The 16,098-nt window shown below is 70.8% G+C and carries 19 protein-coding genes; 7 read left to right on the forward strand and 12 right to left on the reverse strand.

The window, feature by feature from the left end; translation table 11 throughout:
• Window positions 1-67: 67 nt before the first annotated feature.
• The 4 genes from AC1D2O_RS16720 to AC1D2O_RS16735 are packed head-to-tail and all read left to right on the forward strand — an operon-like array spanning window position 68 to window position 3,427.
• Window positions 68-1,042, forward strand: a complete 975-nt coding sequence (locus AC1D2O_RS16720) for a zinc-dependent alcohol dehydrogenase (RefSeq protein WP_478089154.1) — start codon at window positions 68-70, stop codon at window positions 1,040-1,042.
• Between the two features lie 20 nt (window positions 1,043-1,062).
• Window positions 1,063-1,476, forward strand: coding sequence for a 6-pyruvoyl trahydropterin synthase family protein (locus AC1D2O_RS16725; RefSeq protein ID WP_478089155.1), 414 nt, complete (start codon window positions 1,063-1,065; stop codon window positions 1,474-1,476).
• The gene (locus AC1D2O_RS16730) at window positions 1,455-2,537 is read left to right on the forward strand and encodes a glycosyltransferase family 4 protein (protein WP_478089161.1); all 1,083 of its coding nucleotides are present in this window, start codon (window positions 1,455-1,457) and stop codon (window positions 2,535-2,537) included. The genes AC1D2O_RS16725 and AC1D2O_RS16730 overlap by 22 nt, the downstream gene beginning before the upstream one ends.
• On the forward strand, window positions 2,534-3,427 hold the full coding sequence (locus AC1D2O_RS16735; protein WP_478157519.1) for a class I SAM-dependent methyltransferase: 894 nt from the start codon (window positions 2,534-2,536) through the stop codon (window positions 3,425-3,427). The genes AC1D2O_RS16730 and AC1D2O_RS16735 overlap by 4 nt, the downstream gene beginning before the upstream one ends.
• Here AC1D2O_RS16735 and AC1D2O_RS16740 read toward each other — a convergent pair.
• From AC1D2O_RS16740 to AC1D2O_RS16760, 5 genes are read right to left on the reverse strand one after another with little or no spacing between them, the layout of a single operon-like run.
• A complete protein-coding gene (locus AC1D2O_RS16740; RefSeq protein WP_478157521.1) occupies window positions 3,424-4,311 on the reverse strand; it encodes a RibD family protein in 888 nt (295 codons plus the stop codon). The genes AC1D2O_RS16735 and AC1D2O_RS16740 overlap by 4 nt on opposite strands.
• Before the next feature lie 10 nt (window positions 4,312-4,321).
• On the reverse strand, window positions 4,322-5,173 hold the full coding sequence (locus tag AC1D2O_RS16745; RefSeq protein ID WP_478089158.1) for a hypothetical protein: 852 nt from the start codon (window positions 5,171-5,173) through the stop codon (window positions 4,322-4,324).
• Window positions 5,170-5,844: a glutathione S-transferase family protein gene (locus AC1D2O_RS16750; protein ID WP_478089159.1), complete on the reverse strand. Its 675-nt coding sequence runs from the start codon at window positions 5,842-5,844 to the stop codon at window positions 5,170-5,172. Before AC1D2O_RS16750 ends, AC1D2O_RS16745 begins: the two co-directional genes overlap by 4 nt.
• Window positions 5,841-7,469, reverse strand: a complete 1,629-nt coding sequence (locus AC1D2O_RS16755) for a (2,3-dihydroxybenzoyl)adenylate synthase (protein WP_478089160.1) — start codon at window positions 7,467-7,469, stop codon at window positions 5,841-5,843. Before AC1D2O_RS16755 ends, AC1D2O_RS16750 begins: the two co-directional genes overlap by 4 nt.
• A 16-nt stretch (window positions 7,470-7,485) precedes the next feature.
• The gene (locus AC1D2O_RS16760; protein ID WP_478157523.1) at window positions 7,486-8,625 is read right to left on the reverse strand and encodes an FAD-dependent monooxygenase; all 1,140 of its coding nucleotides are present in this window, start codon (window positions 8,623-8,625) and stop codon (window positions 7,486-7,488) included.
• 92 nt (window positions 8,626-8,717) lie between these two features.
• Here AC1D2O_RS16760 and AC1D2O_RS16765 point away from each other — a divergent pair, with 92 nt between their 5' ends.
• Window positions 8,718-9,941 carry an NAD(P)/FAD-dependent oxidoreductase gene (locus AC1D2O_RS16765; protein ID WP_478093745.1) on the forward strand — a complete coding sequence of 408 codons (1,224 nt, stop codon included), beginning with the start codon at window positions 8,718-8,720 and terminating at the stop codon, window positions 9,939-9,941.
• A 2-nt stretch (window positions 9,942-9,943) separates the two neighbouring features.
• On the opposite strand, the gene AC1D2O_RS16770 is transcribed toward AC1D2O_RS16765, so the two are convergent.
• The 3 genes from AC1D2O_RS16770 to AC1D2O_RS16780 form a co-directional block, all read right to left on the reverse strand.
• Window positions 9,944-10,159, reverse strand: a complete 216-nt coding sequence (locus AC1D2O_RS16770; RefSeq protein WP_478093746.1) for a hypothetical protein — start codon at window positions 10,157-10,159, stop codon at window positions 9,944-9,946.
• 102 nt (window positions 10,160-10,261) lie between these two features.
• Window positions 10,262-11,059 (reverse strand): SDR family NAD(P)-dependent oxidoreductase, encoded by a 798-nt coding sequence (locus AC1D2O_RS16775; RefSeq protein WP_478093748.1) that lies wholly within the window; start codon window positions 11,057-11,059, stop codon window positions 10,262-10,264.
• A gap of 78 nt (window positions 11,060-11,137) precedes the next feature.
• Window positions 11,138-11,461 (reverse strand): hypothetical protein, encoded by a 324-nt coding sequence (locus tag AC1D2O_RS16780; RefSeq protein ID WP_478093749.1) that lies wholly within the window; start codon window positions 11,459-11,461, stop codon window positions 11,138-11,140.
• A 185-nt stretch (window positions 11,462-11,646) separates the two neighbouring features.
• Between AC1D2O_RS16780 and AC1D2O_RS16785 the strand changes: the two genes are divergently transcribed.
• The gene (locus tag AC1D2O_RS16785; protein ID WP_478093751.1) at window positions 11,647-11,838 is read left to right on the forward strand and encodes a hypothetical protein; all 192 of its coding nucleotides are present in this window, start codon (window positions 11,647-11,649) and stop codon (window positions 11,836-11,838) included.
• On the opposite strand, the gene AC1D2O_RS16790 is transcribed toward AC1D2O_RS16785, so the two are convergent.
• Entirely contained in the window at window positions 11,816-12,337 is a 522-nt protein-coding gene (locus tag AC1D2O_RS16790) for a hypothetical protein (RefSeq protein WP_478157525.1), read from the reverse strand. The two genes, AC1D2O_RS16785 and AC1D2O_RS16790, sit on opposite strands and share 23 nt — an antisense overlap.
• Before the next feature lie 189 nt (window positions 12,338-12,526).
• Between AC1D2O_RS16790 and AC1D2O_RS16795 the strand changes: the two genes are divergently transcribed.
• On the forward strand, window positions 12,527-13,348 hold the full coding sequence (locus tag AC1D2O_RS16795) for an alpha/beta fold hydrolase (protein WP_478157526.1): 822 nt from the start codon (window positions 12,527-12,529) through the stop codon (window positions 13,346-13,348).
• A gap of 162 nt (window positions 13,349-13,510) precedes the next feature.
• On the opposite strand, the gene AC1D2O_RS16800 is transcribed toward AC1D2O_RS16795, so the two are convergent.
• The 3 genes from AC1D2O_RS16800 to AC1D2O_RS16810 are packed head-to-tail and all read right to left on the reverse strand — an operon-like array spanning window position 13,511 to window position 16,086.
• A complete protein-coding gene (locus tag AC1D2O_RS16800) occupies window positions 13,511-14,047 on the reverse strand; it encodes a response regulator transcription factor (RefSeq protein WP_442281881.1) in 537 nt (178 codons plus the stop codon).
• Window positions 14,037-15,341, reverse strand: a complete 1,305-nt coding sequence (locus AC1D2O_RS16805; RefSeq protein WP_478090586.1) for an ATP-binding protein — start codon at window positions 15,339-15,341, stop codon at window positions 14,037-14,039. The genes AC1D2O_RS16800 and AC1D2O_RS16805 overlap by 11 nt, the downstream gene beginning before the upstream one ends.
• Window positions 15,325-16,086 carry an SURF1 family protein gene (locus AC1D2O_RS16810; RefSeq protein WP_478090587.1) on the reverse strand — a complete coding sequence of 254 codons (762 nt, stop codon included), beginning with the start codon at window positions 16,084-16,086 and terminating at the stop codon, window positions 15,325-15,327. The genes AC1D2O_RS16805 and AC1D2O_RS16810 overlap by 17 nt, the downstream gene beginning before the upstream one ends.
• Between the last annotated feature and the right edge of the window lie 12 nt (window positions 16,087-16,098).

Consider the following 16,098-nt stretch of genomic DNA (forward strand, 5'->3'; position numbering starts at 1 on the left):
TTGACACTGGGATCGCTCGCGACCTGCGGGCGCTGAAAACAGCATGCCAGCATATTCATCTCCTGTCTTGTCCGCCGAGTCCCGCGCCTGCTGGATCGAGGCGCCGGGACGGGCATCGATTCGCGCCGAGCCGGCGCCTGCGCCCGGCGCCGGCGAGGTGCGGGTCCGGGCGCTGCACAGCGGCATCAGCCGCGGCACCGAGCTGCTGGTGTTTCGCGGCGAGGTGCCGGCCAGCGAGTTCCACCGGATGCGGGCGCCTTTCCAGGACGGTGACTTCCCGGCCCCGGTCAAGTACGGCTATGCGAGCGTCGGCATCGTCGAGCAGGGCCCCGAGGCGATGCGCGGCCGCGCCGTCTTCTGCCTTCACCCGCACCAGACCCGCTACGTGGTGCCGGCCGAGGCGGTGCATCCGCTGCCCGAAGGCCTGCCGCCGGCGCGCGCCGTGCTGGCCGCCAACATGGAGACCGCGGTCAATGCCCTCTGGGATGCGGCGCCGCGGCTGGGCGACCGCATCGCGGTGGTCGGTGGCGGCGTCGTCGGCCTGCTGGTCGCGTGGCTGGCGGGCCGCCTGCCCGGCTGCGAGGTCGAGCTGGTGGATGTCCGGGCCTCTCGGCGGCCCGTGGCCGAGCGGCTCGGCGTTGCCTTTGCGATGCCGGAGGACGCACGGCCCGGCGCCGACCTGGTGCTGCATGCCAGCGGCCAGCCGCAGGGCCTGGTCACGGCGCTGCGGCTGGCGGCCTTCGAGGCCACGGTGGTCGACCTCAGCTGGTATGGGCAGCGCGAGGTGCCGCTGCCGCTGGGCGAAGCCTTCCATTCGCAGCGCCTCGTGCTCAAGAGCTCGCAGGTCGGCCACATCGCGGCGGCCCAGCGCGCCCGCTGGTCGCACCGGCGCCGCCTGGCGCTGGCCCTGTCGCTGCTGCGCGATCCGGCGCTCGACCTGCTGATCACCGACAGCGCGCCCTTCGACCAGTTGCCCGAGGTGCTGGCCCGCCTCGCCGCCGGTGCGCCGGACACGCTGTGCCAGCGCATCGACTACCCCTGAACCGCAGAGGAACCCCCCGCATGTACAGCGTCAATGTCCGCGACCACTTCATGATCGCCCACAGCTTTCGCGGCGAGGCCTTCGGGCCCGCCCAGCGCCTGCATGGCGCCACCTACGTGGTCGATCTCGAGCTGCGCCGCGCCGAACTCGATGCCGACGGCATGGTGGTCGACATCGCGCGGGCGACCGAGGTGCTGCGCAGCGTGCTGGGCGCGCTCAACCTGCGCAACCTCGACGACGATCCGGCCTTCGCGGGCCGGAACACGACCACCGAGTTCCTGGCGCGCGTGATCTTCGATCGCATCGCCGCAGGCATCGCGGCCGGCGATCTCGGACCCCATGCGAGCGGGCTCTCGGGCCTGCGCGTGCGGCTCAACGAATCGCACGTGGCCTGGGCCGCCTACGAGGCCGCATTGCCGGCGCGTGCGGGTTGACCGCGCGCTGCAGCTTCCTGGTGCCCGGCGATCTCGGCACCCGCACCGGCGGCTATGCCTACGACCGCCGCATCATCGACGGCCTGCGCGCGGCGCACTGGCAGGTCGAGGTGCAGTCGCTGGGCCCCGGCTATCCGGCCCCCGGTGCGGCGGCAGAAGCCATGGCGCGTCGCGTGGTCGAGGGCCTCGCCGACGACACGCTGGTGGTGGTGGACGGCCTGGCGTTCGGCGTCCTGGCCGAGCTGGCGGCCGCGCACGCGCAGCGGCTGCGGTGGGTGGCGCTGGTGCATCACCCGCTGTCGCTGGAGACCGGGCTCGCGCCCGAGCGGCAGCGCGCGCTGTTCGACAGCGAACGGCGCGCGCTGGCTTCGGCGCGCGGCGTGATCGTCACCAGTCGCGCCACCGCGCGGGCGCTGGCGGCCTTCGACGTCGACGCCGCGCGCATCGCGGTGGTCGAACCCGGCACCGATCCCGCCGCGCTGGCGCAGGGCTCGGGCCCGGCCGGGCCGGTGCTGCTGTGCGTCGCCACCGTGACCCCGCGCAAGGGCCACGCGCTGCTGGTCGAGGCGCTGGCCGGCCTGCGGGATCGCCCGTGGACGCTGCATTGCGCGGGCAGCCTCACGATGGACCCGGCATGCGCGGCGGCACTGGCCGGGGCCATCGACGCGCTGGGGTTGAAGGGGCGCGTGCTGCTCCATGGCGAGCGCGACGAGGCCGGATTGCGAGCGCTCTACGCGGCCGCCGATGTCTTCGTGCTGCCCTCCTTCCACGAAGGCTACGGCATGGCGCTGGCCGAGGCGCTGGCGCACGGGCTGCCGGTGATCAGCACCCAGGCGGGCGCCATTCCGGACACGGTGCCGGCGGCTGCGGGCCTGCTGGTTCCGCCGGGCGAGGTCGACGCCCTGCGTGCCGCCTTGCAGCGCGTGCTCGGCGACGCCGGCCTGCGCGCGAGGCTCTGCGAAGGCGCGCGCGAGGCCCGGCGCCGCTTGCCCACCTGGGCCGACAGTGCGGCGCGATTCGCCGCCGCGCTCACGGCCGCCGAGCGCGCGGCATCCGGATGACCGGCTTCAGCGCCGACTGGCTCGCGCTGCGCGAGCCCTTCGATCGATCGGCGCGCGGCGCGTCCGCCGCCGCCTTCGATCTGCCGGCGCTGGCCCGGCGCCTGCGCCGGCGCCGCAACGACCCGGTCCTCGGGGTGCTCGACCTGGCCTGCGGCACCGGCGCCAATCTGCGCGAGCTGGCGCCCCGGCTGGGCGGCTCGCAGCGCTGGCTGCTGGTCGATCACGACCCGCTGCTGCTGGCCACGCTCCCCCACGCACTCGCGGCCTGGGCCGAGACCGAGGGGTTCCTGTTCGGCCACCAGACCGGGGGGTTCGGCATCGAGGGGCCGGGCTGGCGCGCCGATGTCGAGCCGTTGCGGATCGACCTTGCGCAGGACCTGGCGGCGTTGCCGCTGGCCCAGGTCGGGCTCGTCACGGCGTCGGCGCTGCTGGACCTGGTGTCGGCGGCCTGGCTCGACGACTTGCTGGCCCGCGCCTGCGACGCCGGGCTGGCGCTGCTGTTCGCACTGACGGTCGATGGGCGCCTGGACTGGACGCCGCGCGTGGCGGGCGACGATCGGCTGGCTCGGCGCTTCGCGGCGCACCAGGGGCGCGACAAGGGCTTCGGCGCGGCGCTCGGCGGTGCCGCGGTGGACCTGGCGGCCGATCGGCTGGGCGCGCGGGGCTGCGAATTGAAGCTGGCGACCAGCGACTGGGTCATCGACGGCGGCGAGGGTGCGCAGGCGCAAGCCATGCTCGCCGCGATGGTGGCGGGCATCGCGGCCGCGGTCCGCGAGCAGGATCCAGCGGCTGCCGCACTGGCCACCGATTGGGAGGCTCGGCGCCTGCGTCTGCTCGCACGCACCCGCCTTCGCGTCGGGCACCGCGAACTGCTCGCGACGCCGCCCTAGGCGGGCGCTGTCGCTCGCAGGTCCAGGTCCCACAGCACGTCGGCGCCCATGCGAAACACCCGGCCCGGCGGTCGCAGGCAGTCGCGCATCGCGGTGCTGCGCGGCAGTTGCAGGCCGGGCCGGCCGGCGCCGATGATCACCGGCGCGATGCTCAGGTGCAGGCGGTCCAGGCAGCCCTGCGCGATGAAGCGCGACACGGTGACACCGCCGCCCTCGACGAACAGCACGCCGAGCCCGCGCCGCTGCAAGGCCGCCTGCAGCGCACGCAGGTCGGCGCTGCCATCGGGCCGCGTCAGGCCGGGCACGCCAAGCACCTGGTCGGCGCCCACGCGTTGCACCGCTTCGGCTGCGCGGAGGGCATCGCAGGCGAGCAGGGTGGGGGCCTGGCGGTCGCAGAAGGCGCGCAAGGTCGTCGGCAGCCGCAGCGCCGGGTCGAGCAGGACGCGCACCGGATGCGGGCCGGGCACGCGCCGCGTGGTCAGTTGCGGGTTGTCGATGGCCGCGGTTGCGGCGCCCACGATGACCGCGTCGCACAAGGCGCGCAGGCGGTGCAGGTGCACCAGCAGCTCGGGTCCGTTGACGTAGTTCGAGTCGCCGCCGTGCGTGGCGATACAGCCGTCGAGGCTCTGGCCGAGCTGGCCGATGATCCATGGCGCACCGGCGTGCGGGCGATCGAGCAAGGGCTTGAGCAGGTCGAACAGTTCGAGGGCTTGGTCGTCCCACAGGCCCTGCAGGGCAAAGCCGCGCGCCGCGCTCCAGGCCACCAGCGGCCGGGCGTCCGGCGGTGGTGCCGCGCGGCCGCTGCGCCGTTGCGCCGCGATCTCCAGGCACAAGGGCCACAGGGCATCGATGCCGGGAAGGGTGGAAGAAGTCGTCCTCATCATGGAGACAGGCCTACCAGCGAGGCGTGTAGTAGGGGTCGTCGCGCCCGTCCCGCGGGGCCTGGCCGTCGCGGTGGAGCGCCAGCGCGACGGCGGCCGCGACCCAGAGCGTCGCCACCGCCACGACGATCAGCACGTCGATCGCAGGGCGCCGAAGTCCGGGTCGTGCCCATCGCACCATCGGCCCGGACAGCAGGGCGCCGGCCAGCAGCAGCAGCACCTCGGGCCGCACCGGCGTCAGCAGGGCCACGCCCTGCGCCAGCGTCAGCCAGGCGATCGCCGACACCACCGTCGCGCAGGCGCCGAAGCCGATGCGGGCCGCGGGCCAGAGCCACAGCGCGCAGCCGGCGATGGCGGCCGCGATCGACAGCCCGAGCTCGAACAGCAGCACGGATCCGGAGATGAAAGCCACCGCGGCCAGCCCCAGGCTGGCCACCACGAGACTGGCGGGCGCGGCGGCGTGCTCGGGCGGTGAGCTCAGCACGGCGCCGGTCACCGCCGCGCCGACGGCCCAGGTGGCGGCCTGCAGTGCCAGTGGCTGGTCGCTGAGCCCGGCCAGCACCAATGCCCACAGGACGCAGCTCGCGAGCCAGGTGGTCCGCATCACGGCCCGCATCCCCTCCAGGCCCATGCCGAGCAGGGCGGCGGCTGCGTAGATCCAGGGCAGTTCCTCCGTCAGGGTGCCGGGCGACAACTGCCATCCGAGCACCCAGGCCGAGCCGACGATGATCGCCGGCGCCACGCCGGCGGCGGCCCAGCGTCGGCCGTGCACCGCACCCAGGCCGGCGTGCAGCAGGCCGGTCACCGCGAAAGAAAGCAGGAGCGGCAGCGCCAGGCTCTCGAACAGCGGGTGATGGAAGTTCATGCCGGGCGGGTCGAGGGCAATGGCGAGACGCCCTGCGCCAGGGCCGCGTCATGCTGCGCCGCGAGCGCGCGGCGGAAGCCTTCACGTTGCTGCAGCCGTTCCCAGTAGGCCGCCACCGCATTCGGAAAGCGCGGCACCAGCTCGAGCTCGTTGGCCAGCATCAGCGCGTAGCCGACCGAGATGTCGGCGACCGTGAAGCGGTCGGCGGCGAGGAACTCATGCTGGGCCAGCACCGCGTCGACGCCGCGCAGGCGGGCGATGAACCACTTGGCGTAGTCGTCGGCCGCCTGCGGCAGCTTGCGCGCGTCGGGCTCGAAGTGGCCGTAGCGCAGCACGATGGTCTGCGGGAAGGTCAGCGTCGCCTCGCCGTGATGCAGCCAGTTGAGCCAGGCGCCGAAGCCGGGCTCGCTCGGGAGCACCGCCAGCCCGCGCCGATTGTCCGGGTCGCAGCGCTGGGCCAGGTACTGGCACATCGCCGACGACTCGGTCATGCGGGTGTCGCCGTCGAGCAGCAGCGGCACCGTGCCCAGCGGATTGAGATCGAGGTAGCTGCGCTGGAGCGCCCGCGGCGGGAAGGGCAGCATCCGCAGCTGGTACGGCGCGCCGAGCTCTTCGAGCGTCCAGAGCGGTCGGAACGATCTTGCGCTGACACAGTGATAGAGCTCGATCATCCCAATACCTTTTCTCGCAGTTCGCGCTTGAGGATCTTGCCCACCGGGCTGACCGGGAACTCCGCCATGATCTCCAGCCGCTCGGGCAGCTTGAAGGAGGCGATCTTCTGCCGGCGCAGGTAGGCGATCAGTTCGTCGAAGCCGAGCGTCGTGCCCGGCTGCAGGATGACGCAGGCGCAGGCCCGTTCGCCGAACACCGGATCGGGCAGGCCGATCAGCGCGACGCCCTTGACCTGCGGCAGGCCGAAGATCAGGTTCTCGATCTCGTCGCAGCTGATCTTCTCGCCGCCGCGGTTGATCAGGTCCTTGCGCCGGCCCTCGGTGAACACGTGGCGGCCGCGCTTGCGCACGATGTCGCCCATGCGGTAGAAGCCGTCGGCCGTGAAGGCCTCGGCGTTCTTCTCGGGCGCGTTGTAGTAGCCGCGGATGGTGTAGGGGCCGCGCGTCACCAGCTCGCCGGCCTCGCCGTCGGGCAGCTCGCGGTCGTCGTCGTCGAGCACCTTGATCTCGTCGTGCTCGCTGACCGGCGCGCCGGAGCTCTCGAGCAGCAGCGCCTGCGGATCGTCGAGCCGGGTCATGTTGATCAGGCCTTCGGCGGTGCCGTAGATCTCCTGCGGGGTGCAGCCGAACTGCGCGGCCACGCGCATGCGCAGCTCGGGCGCGAGCCGCGCGCCGCCGTTCTGGATCACCTTGAGCGACGACAGGTCGAAGCGCTTGGGCACTTCGCTGTCGAGCCAGCCGGCGATCAGCGGCACCACGCCGGCGATCACCGACACCTGCTCGCGCTCGACGCCGGCAAACAGCGTTTCGGTGTCGGTGCCGGTGGCGATCACCACCGTGCCGCCGGCGAAGAAGGTGCCGAGCAGCCCCGGCGAGGCCAGGTTGTAGTTGTGGCCCAGCGGCAGGATGGCCATGAAGACGGTGTCGCGGTCGAAGCCCGCGGCCTGCGCGCAGAGGCGGGCGTTGAGCACGTAGTCGTTGTGGGTGCGCGGGATCAGCTTCGACACGGAGGTGGTGCCGCCGGACAGCAGCATGGTCGAGACCTCGTCGGGCGAAGGCCGCACGGCCGCGAGCCGGGCGATCGATGCGTGGTCGGTGACCGCGTCGCCCGCGATCAAGGGGTCCAGCGCGCGCTGTCCCGGTGCGGGTTCGCCGGCGACGATCAGGTGGCGCAGCGACGAGAACTCGGCGGCCAGCTCGGCCGCCATCGGGCGGTAGTCGAAGCTCCCGATCAGGTCGGGCAGCAGGTAGGCGCTCGCGCCCGAGGCCCGGATGAAGTGACGGACCTCGGCATGCCGATGCGCACGCAGCGCCATCACCGGAATCGCGCCCATCCAGTTGAGTGCGAGGTAGGCGATCACGAATTCCGGCACATTCGGCAACTGCACCACGACGCGCTCGCGCGGCTTCAGTCCGAGATCGAGCAGGGCCACCGCGAGGCGCCGCGAATCACGGACCAGCTCCTCATAGCTGATGCGCCGGTCGCCGAAGACCAGCGCCACCTTGTCGGGCGCCGCGCGCATGCTGCGTTCGACCATTTCGGCGACCGTGAGGTCTTCCCACAGGCCGAGCCTGCGGTATTCGCGGGCGGCCTCGGCGGGCCAGGGGATGCAGCCTTCGAGCATGGTGGGTTCCTCCGGTTCAGAAGCCGCGTTCCGGATGCAGCTTTTCGTAGGCAGCCGCGAGTTCGGGGTCGCGCTGCCGCACGTCCGCATGGTCGACCCGGCCGCTGCGCGTGACGTAGTCGTAGGCAAAGGAGATCGGGTCGAGCGACAGCTTGGGGCCGAGGTTCTCATACCACTCGGTGCTCTTGATGGCCGCCTTCTGCAACGCGTCGGAGCCGGGTTGGCGGATTCGAACGAACGCATCGAGCATCGTCGGCACGTCCGGCCCGCAGGTCTTGAAGGCATCGAAGAGTGCGATCGAATCCTGCATCGCGAGCCGGGTGCCCGAGCCGACCGAGGGGTGCCCGGTGCGCAGCGCATCGCCGATCAGCACGACGTTCTTCCAGTGCCAGCGGCGGTTCTTGACGATCGTGTAGCGGAACCAGTTGGACTTGTTGGACAGCAGCTTGTGGCCCTGCAGGTCGTCGGCGAACACCTTCTCGCACCACGCGAGGCTGTGCGTCTCGTCCATGCGGTCCAGGCCCGCCTTGCGGAAGGTCTGCGGATCGACCTCGACCAGGAAGGTGCTGTGCGTGCGGCTGTAGCGGTAGGTGTGGGCGATCGCCAGCCCGTCGGGGTTCTGCCGGAAGATCAGCGACAGCGGGTCGAAGAGCCGGGTGGTGCCGTACCAGGCGAGCAGGTTCGGCCGTTCGTCCAGGGTCGGGCCGAAGTGCTCGGCCAAGCGCGTGCGGATCGCGCTGTTGGCGCCATCCGCCGCCACGATCAGGTCGGCATCGGCGAAGCCCGCGAGGTCGTCGACGCGCCGCTCGAACTCGATCTCGACGCCCACCTGGCGGCAATGGACATGCAGCGCGCGGAGCAGGTCGATGCGTGCCATGCGATGGAAGGTGTTGTGCGCCAGCCTGACCTGCACGCCCCGATGCACCACCGCCATCTCGTCGAACACTTCCTGGTTTTCGGTCATCGACCCGTAGAGCTCGGGCGCGAGTTCGCGCACGAAGGCCAGCGCCACGTCGGAGAACACCACGCCCCAGCCGTAGGTGGCGCTCTCGGCGTCGCGCTCGCAGACCCGGACGTCGTGCGACGGGTCGTCGCGCTTCATGAGGTAGGCGTAGAACAGCCCCGCGGGGCCGCCGCCGATGATGCGTATCTTCATCTTGTCTCCGTGGGTTGGAGTCCCGCCTCGCATCCTAAGGCTACAGTTGCCGGCACGACCGCGCCATTGTGCGGATCGACCTCAGGAAGTCCATGCATTCGAACATCGTCATCATCGGCGGCGGCCACGCCGCTGCCCAGCTGTGCGCCGGCCTCGCCGAAGCGGGACAGGGCGCGCGCGTCCACCTGGTCTGCGAGGAGGCGGCCATTCCGTACCACCGGCCGCCGCTGTCCAAGTCCTTCCTGAAGAGTCCCGACGAGCAGCCGCAACTCCATCGGGCCGAGGCCTGGTATGCCGAGGCCGGCATCACGATGCACCTGGGCGACGCCGCGCTGGCGATCGACCGCGCCGCGCGCACGGTCACGCTGCGTTCGGGCGCGGTGCTCGGCTGGGAGCGGCTGGTGCTGGCGACCGGCACCCGCGCGCGCCGGCTGTCGGCGCTGGCCGGGCTGTCCAACGTGGCCCTGCTGCGCGCGGCCGATGAGGCTGCCCAACTGCGTACGCAGCTCACGGCGGCGCAGCACGTGACGGTGCTCGGCGGCGGCTTCATCGGGCTCGAGGTGGCCGCCACCGCGCTGGCGCTCGGCAAGCGGGTGCTGGTGCTGGAGAGCGCGCCGCGACTGCTGAGCCGCGCGGTGTCGCCGGAGCTGTCGGCGCATGTGCTGGCGACCCATCGTGCCGCGGGCATGGACGTGCGCGTCGGCGTGCAGAGCGGGGTGATGCAGGTCGACGGGCCGCGCCTGGCGGCAATCGAGGTCGACGGCGAGCCGCAGGCCATCGACCTGCTGCTGCTCGGCATCGGCGCCGTGCCGGAGACCGCGCTGGCCGAGGCTGCCGGCCTGGAGTGTGCCGACGGCATCGTGGTCGACGCCTACATGCAGACCAGCGATGGCGCCGTGCTCGCGGTCGGCGACTGCACGCGCTTTCCGGACCGGCGCGCCGGGCAGGCGCTCAGGCTGGAGTCGGTGCAGAACGCCAACGACCAGGCCCGCACCGCGGTGGCGACCCTGACCGGTGCGCCGAGGCCGCACGATGCAGTGCCATGGTTCTGGTCGGATCAGGGCGGGATGCGGCTGCAGATGGCGGGCCTGGTGCCCGCTCCCGGCACGGCGGGCCATCGCACGGTCCGGCGCCCCGGCGCCAATCCGGCATCGTTTTCGCTGCTGCACTACGTGGACGGCGCGCTGCGCTGCGTCGAATCAGTCAACGCGCCGGTGGACCACATGATGAGCCGCAAGCTGCTGGAAGCGGGTCGCAGCCCCGACCCGGCGGTCGCGGCCGACCCGGCCGTGCCGCTCAAGACGCACCTGGCCTAGGGTCAGGAAACGTCGGCCGGCCGCGGCGCCAGGTTCTTGCGAATCTCGGCGTCCATCATGCGCGTGCCGGCCGCCAGCGCGGCCTCGTAGGTGTCGGCGCTGTACTCGGCGGCGCGCAACACCTTGCAGGGGATGCCACCGGCGTCGCACTCGAGCAGCGTCCAGAGAAAAGACCCGGGCGCCGGCTCGTCGATGACGAGTTTGATCGGATTTTTCATGCCTCGATGGTGAGCGTTCGGGCGCGGCTTTTCTGTAGGACGAGGCCTACGTTACCGAAGGAATCAGACGAGGCAGAGCACCGTCAGGGCCATCCCGTCTGATCAGTCCACGAGGAAGCCGCAGCTCAGGTTGACGACCGTGCCGGTGATGGCGCCGGCGTGTTCGGAGGCCAGGAAGACCGCGGTGTTCGCGAGCTGGTCGAGTGTCGGCAGGCGCTTCAGCAAGGTGCCGCCGGCGGCAGCTGCGAGCATTTCCTCGACCGTCAGTCCGGCGCGTTCGGCCATGGGGCGAAACACATCCAGCGTGTGAGAGCCCATGGCAATGGCCTCGGGAATCGCATGCGGCCGGATGCACACCACGCGGATGCCCTGGGCGCCGAGCTCGCCCGCGAGATGACGGGACATGGCCTCGACCGCGGCGCTGGCGACGCAGTTGCCCAGGTAGCCCGGGCCGGGCAGCCGCGCCCCCGGCGTGGACAGCGTGAGGATCACGCCCGAGCCCTTCGCGGCCATGTGCCGGGCGATGGCCTTCGCGGTGATGAAGTGGGTCCGCACGTAGGTGGTGACCGGGTATTCGAAGTCGGCGAGGGAAAGCTCGGCCAGGGGCGTGCCCTGGACGTGCGCGACGCCGACCGCATTCAGCGCGATGCCGATGCCGCCGGCCCGCTGCGCCACGCCATCGGCATGGCGTTCGACGGCTGCTGCATCGAGCGCGTCGAGCTGGGCGGTTTCGGCATGGCCGCCGGACGCGCGGATGTCGGCGGCCACGGCATCGAGTCGTGCTTGCGTGCGCCCGGCCAGGAACACCCTGGCACCTTCACGCGCGAAGGCGCGTGCGACGGCACCGCCGATCGCGCCCCCCGCGCCGTAGATCACTGCGCTCCGGTTTTCGAGCAGCATGCGCATCTCCTCGTTTGTGTACGGTATCCACAAACTTAGCAGAGATTCTGGACGGCGTCCACATGAGCTGCCGGGCGCTCAATAGCGGTAGGGATTGTCGGGGCGGCGGTCATAGCGGTTCGGCACGCCATCGCCATCGCGATCCCGGTCATACCGGTTCGGCACGCCGTCGTGGTCGCGGTCTCCCCAGCCGCGACGATGTTCGTGCCGTTCACCGCCCTGGGCGTACCAGCCGTAGGAGGGCTGCGCGGGACGCGGCACCACGACATAGCCGCGCGGCGGGGGCGGCGGCGCCGGAATCACCATGACGCGGTCGTCATACGGCTGGGCCTGGGCCGCAGCGGCGAGCAGGGTCAGGGACAGCAAGGCGGCGATACCAGCGGCGACTTTGATCTTGTTCATGGGGGCTCTCTCTCGTGGCTTGAAGGAGCCTTCATGCTGCGTGCCGCGTGTGAAGCGGGCGTAATGCCGGCGCGAAATCTTGTGTCGTGTTGCTTCGCTTTTGTCGCGCCACGGGTCGCCGGTGCTGCGGATTCCTGCACACGGAGCTTGTGGTGATTCATGTAATGTTAGTTAAAATGTATTACATGAACACCGACAAAGATAACTTCCATGACTGGGCGCGCGACAAGCCTGATTCGACCTCGTTTTCCGGCCTGCACCGCTCGGATCTGCACGGTCCGTCGGCTCACCCGCGTGTGCGATGGGGCCGTCTGGGGTTTCTGATCGTGCTGGCGGTCGCGCTGGTCGCCGGGTTCAAGTACGTTGCAGGGCTCTAGGGTCTGAGGCGCTGGCGCGGCGGGCGCGCAGGCGGAGCACCTGCAGCGTCGCTCCGGCCAGGAAGACGACGAACAGGGCGCCGATCGTGCCTTTCAGTGCGTCGGAGTTGTCGCGATCGGTCACCCAGGGCGCGTCCAGGGGCAGGCGAGTCGCGGTCTCGGTGACGCCCGGAATCATGTGGAAGAAGAAGGTCAGCGAGTAGGCGACCACCGCCACGTAGGCCGACAGCCGGCCGAAGCCCGATCGGCCCGCGAGCATCGCCACCCCCAGCACCACCAGCGTCGCGACGCCCAGCACATGGGGCTTGCCGAATCCGCCGTGCTGGAAGATGCCGAAGCCGGTCAGGCAGGTGAGCACGGTGGCGATCACATAGGCACGGCCTGCGCGGGTGGCGGGCGAGATTTCCCGGTAGTGGAAGAGGGCGATGAGTCCGGCGGCCACCGCCACGAGACTGATGGCCGTGTGGACGATACCCAGGGGGGTCAGACCATAGAACATGAGGGAACTCCTTGGATGTAGGCCGCGGGGCGGGCCGTCGGGAGTGTGCAATAACGGGGCCAGGCTGCAGGGTTCATTCAAGGCGCGCCCCTTGCTTTCCTTGCGCGGGTGGATGGACTACCCTTCGCAGCGAATCCCGCTGCGGCGACCGCCGCCGATCCGCGGCCTCTCACCTCAGGAGCGAAGCGCATGAGCATCATCACCACCCGGGACGGCACGCAGATCTACTACAAGGACTGGGGCAGGGGACGCCCGGTGGTCTTCTCGCACGGCTGGCCGCTGACCGCGGACGCCTGGGACGCGCAGATGGTGTTCCTCGGCGAACGCGGTTTCCGGGTGATCGCGCACGACCGGCGTGGCCATGGCCGCTCCAGCCAGCCCTGGGACGGCAACCACATGGACACCTACGCCGACGACCTGGCCGAGTTGATGAACACGCTGGACATCCAGGACGCCGTGATGGTGGGCCATTCCACGGGCGGCGGCGAGGTCACGCGCTACATCGGCCGCCATGGCACCGCACGGGTCGGCAAGGCGGTGCTGCTGGGCGCCGTGCCGCCGCTCATGCTGAAGACCGAAGCCAACCCCGGCGGCCTGCCGATCGAGGTCTTCGACGGCATCCGCGCCGGCGTCACGGCCGACCGCTCGCAGTTCTTCAAGGACCTCACGACGCCCTTCTACGGCTACAACCGGCCGGGCGCCAAGGTGTCCGAGGGCGTGCGCGACGCGTTCTGGCTGCAAGGCATGCTGGGCGGCCACAAGGGCCTGCTGGACTGCATCAAGCAGTTTTCGGAGACCGACTTCACCGAGGACCTGAAGAAGTTCGACGTGCCGACCTGGATCGCGCATGGCGACGACGACCAGATCGTGCCGATCGGCGCCTCCGGCCTGCTGTCGGCGAAGCTGGTGAAAGGCGCGACCCTGAAGATCTATCCGGGCGGCTCGCACGGCCTGGCGACCACGCAGGCCGACGAATTCAACGCCGATCTGCTGGCCTTCATCAAGGGCTGAGTCGGCGAGTTATGCCCGGGTCGCCGGGCTGCCCGTTTTGCAGGCAATGCAGTGGGAACCCGCATGGGGCCTGGGCCGGTGCAACGGCCTCCACGCACTTCGCACAGTGTTATCCACAGAAGCAAGGCACAAGTCGGCGGGGCCGGGCGCCTTTGCGCCTCTCTATTTGACGCGCTGCTTCACCAGCTTTCGCGCCAGCGTGCGGCGGTGCATGCCGAGCCGTCTCGCGGTCTCGGAAATGTTGAAGCCGGTTTCCGCCAGGGTTTCGTGGATGCGCTCCCATTCGAGCGTCTTGATCGACGTCGAGCGGTTGGTCAGTTCGACGTCGGTATCGCCTTCGGCGCGGCCGAACGCGGCCTCGATGTCGTCGGTGTTGGAGGGCTTGGCCAGGTAGTGGCAGGCGCCCAGCTTGATGGCCTCCACTGCGGTGGCGATGCTCGCGAAGCCGGTCAGGACCACGATCAGCATGGCCGGATCGTGCCGGTTCAGGGTCTGGACGCAAGCCAGTCCCGAGGCCTCGCCGCTGAGCTTGAGGTCGACCACCGCATAGCGCGGCGAATGGGTCTGCAGCAGCACGGCGACCTCGTCGCGGTTGGCGGCCAGCAGCACCGCATAGCCGCGGCGTTCGAACGAGCGGCCGAGCGTGCGCGCGAAGGCCGCGTCGTCCTCGACGATCAGCAGCAGGCGTTCAGCTTCCATCTCCTTCGTCCTCTTCCTCTTCGAGAATGATTGCCGCCAGCGGCAGGGTGAGCGTGACCTCGGCGCCGCCTTCGGGCCGGTTGCGGGCGCTGACCTTGCCGCCCAGCGTGCGTATCACGTTGACGACCAGGAACAGGCCGAGGCCACCTTCCGGACGCCCCTTGGTCGACAGGTAGGGCTTGCCGAAATCGGCCAGCATCCCGGGTGCGAAGCCGGGGCCGGCATCGGTGACCGTGAGCCGCAGGGTGTCGTCGTCGTGGATCGCCTCGAGCCGCACCCAATCGGGCGAGGCCTGGAGCGCATTGTCCAGCACGTTGCAGATGGTCTGCTTCAGGGCCGAATCGGAAACCATCGGCAGGTCGTGGCCGAAGCGGTTCTCATACTCGAAGGCCAGCACCGGGCGGGTGCTGCGCCACTCTTCGGCGAGGTCGTCGAGGAAGGTGCTGACGGTGGTCTCGAGCGAGGATTCGCCGCGCGCCTCGCCGGCCGACAGCAGGATGCCGCTCAGGATGGTCTTGCAGCGCTGCAGCTGGGCCTGCATCTCGCCGATCTCCTGCAGCAGTTCCGGATTGGCGGTGAAGGCGGGCATGCGCCGCCAGTCGCCGAGGATCACCGACAGCGTCGCCAGCGGCGTGCCCAGGTCGTGCGCGGCGCCCGAGGCCAGCAGGCCCATGCGCACGATGTGTTCCTCCTCGGCGGCGCGTTCGCGCAGGGCCGCGAGACGCGCATCGCGCGCCCGCAGGTTGCGGCTGATGCGGCTGATGAAGATCACCAGCAGCGCCGCGTTGAGCCCGAAGCAGATCAGCATGCCCAGGATGTACGGGCTCAGCAGGCCGTTGCCGTGGTCGATCGGCAGCTCAAGGGGGCCGCTGAAGATCGCGAGGCCGGCGAAGCAGACGCTGGTGATGCCGACGATGGTCCAGGTCGACCAGGCCTCCAGCAGCACCGCGCCCAGGATCACCTGCAGCAGGTAGAGGAAGACGAAGGGGTTGGCGGCGCCGCCGCTCAGGTAGAGCTGCGCGGTCAGCATCGCGACGTCGACCAGCAGCGCGACGAACAGTTCGCCGTTGCTGACGTCGCGGTGGATGCGCCAGCGCAGTTGGCTGGCGGCGTTGAAGGCGGCCAGGAAGGCCAGCACCGCCAGCATCTGGTCGAGCGGCAGGCGGATGCCGAAGCCGTAGTGCACCACCGCGATGGTGGCCACCTGGCCGACCACGGCCAGCCAGCGCAGCTGGATCAGCTGCTGCATGTTGTCCAGGCCGGTGGCGTCGCCGGTGTCAGTCTCGCGGGCCATCGTGGTCCTCCTCGCCGGCATTCTGCGGCCGGCGCCGCTCGCGGACGACGAACCAGGCCGCGCCGGCGATCATCAGCGCCAGCGCGTACCAGGTGAGGGCGTAGACCAGATGGTTGTTGGGGAAGGCGATCACGGTCAGGCCGCCGACCGGCCCGCCGCGAGGGCTGCCCGGCGCGGCGGCGTCCGCATCGATGAAGTAGGGCGCCGCCTGGCCCTGGCCGCGCGCCGCCGCGATCGCCTGAACGTCGCGCGAGTACCAGCGATCGGCGGCCGGGTCGTTGGTTCGCAGCAGGGCGCCGCGAGGCTCGGTCATGCGCAGCAGGCCGGTGACGGCGACTTCGCCTGCGGGTTCGTCGGCGCGTCGCGCCAGGCGTTCCTTCTGCTGCGGCGGCGACACGAAGCCGCGGTTGACAAGCAGCACCTGGCCGCCGGACAGGCGCAGCGGCGTCAGCACCCAATAGCCGCTGCCGAGTTCGGTGGTGGCCTGGACCAGGGTCTCGCGGTCATGGAGGAAAGTGCCGCTGGCGCGCACGCGCCGGTATTCGTCGTCGGCCCGGTTGATCCGCGACCATTGCGCGGGCCCTGGCGCGTCGGTCGCGGGGGCGTGGACCCGCTGGTCGATGCGCTCGATCAGGTCCAGCTTCCAGGCCCGGCGCTCGAGTTGCCAGGTGCCGAGCGCGAAGAAGGCCGCGAAGGCCAGCAGCGCGCCCAGGGCCAGCGCAAGCCGCGGAAGAAGCCGTCTCACCGAAGCGCCGCG

The organism is Variovorax sp. P1_G12 (genome assembly GCF_056405555.1).

Coding starts and splice junctions, on each gene's coding strand:
- AC1D2O_RS16795 (WP_478157526.1), top strand. CDS start 12,527: ATGAGCATCATCACCACCCGGGACGGCACGCAGATCTACTACAAGGAC.
- AC1D2O_RS16780 (WP_478093749.1), bottom strand. CDS start 11,461: ATGAACAAGATCAAAGTCGCCGCTGGTATCGCCGCCTTGCTGTCCCTG.
- AC1D2O_RS16785 (WP_478093751.1), top strand. CDS start 11,647: ATGAACACCGACAAAGATAACTTCCATGACTGGGCGCGCGACAAGCCT.
- AC1D2O_RS16735 (WP_478157519.1), top strand. CDS start 2,534: ATGACCGGCTTCAGCGCCGACTGGCTCGCGCTGCGCGAGCCCTTCGAT.
- AC1D2O_RS16790 (WP_478157525.1), bottom strand. CDS start 12,337: ATGTTCTATGGTCTGACCCCCCTGGGTATCGTCCACACGGCCATCAGT.
- AC1D2O_RS16745 (WP_478089158.1), bottom strand. CDS start 5,173: ATGAACTTCCATCACCCGCTGTTCGAGAGCCTGGCGCTGCCGCTCCTG.
- AC1D2O_RS16740 (WP_478157521.1), bottom strand. CDS start 4,311: ATGATGAGGACGACTTCTTCCACCCTTCCCGGCATCGATGCCCTGTGG.
- AC1D2O_RS16725 (WP_478089155.1), top strand. CDS start 1,063: ATGTACAGCGTCAATGTCCGCGACCACTTCATGATCGCCCACAGCTTT.
- AC1D2O_RS16775 (WP_478093748.1), bottom strand. CDS start 11,059: ATGCTGCTCGAAAACCGGAGCGCAGTGATCTACGGCGCGGGGGGCGCG.
- AC1D2O_RS16750 (WP_478089159.1), bottom strand. CDS start 5,844: ATGATCGAGCTCTATCACTGTGTCAGCGCAAGATCGTTCCGACCGCTC.
- AC1D2O_RS16760 (WP_478157523.1), bottom strand. CDS start 8,625: ATGAAGATACGCATCATCGGCGGCGGCCCCGCGGGGCTGTTCTACGCC.
- AC1D2O_RS16800 (WP_442281881.1), bottom strand. CDS start 14,047: ATGGAAGCTGAACGCCTGCTGCTGATCGTCGAGGACGACGCGGCCTTC.
- AC1D2O_RS16755 (WP_478089160.1), bottom strand. CDS start 7,469: ATGCTCGAAGGCTGCATCCCCTGGCCCGCCGAGGCCGCCCGCGAATAC.
- AC1D2O_RS16805 (WP_478090586.1), bottom strand. CDS start 15,341: ATGGCCCGCGAGACTGACACCGGCGACGCCACCGGCCTGGACAACATG.
- AC1D2O_RS16765 (WP_478093745.1), top strand. CDS start 8,718: ATGCATTCGAACATCGTCATCATCGGCGGCGGCCACGCCGCTGCCCAG.
- AC1D2O_RS16770 (WP_478093746.1), bottom strand. CDS start 10,159: ATGAAAAATCCGATCAAACTCGTCATCGACGAGCCGGCGCCCGGGTCT.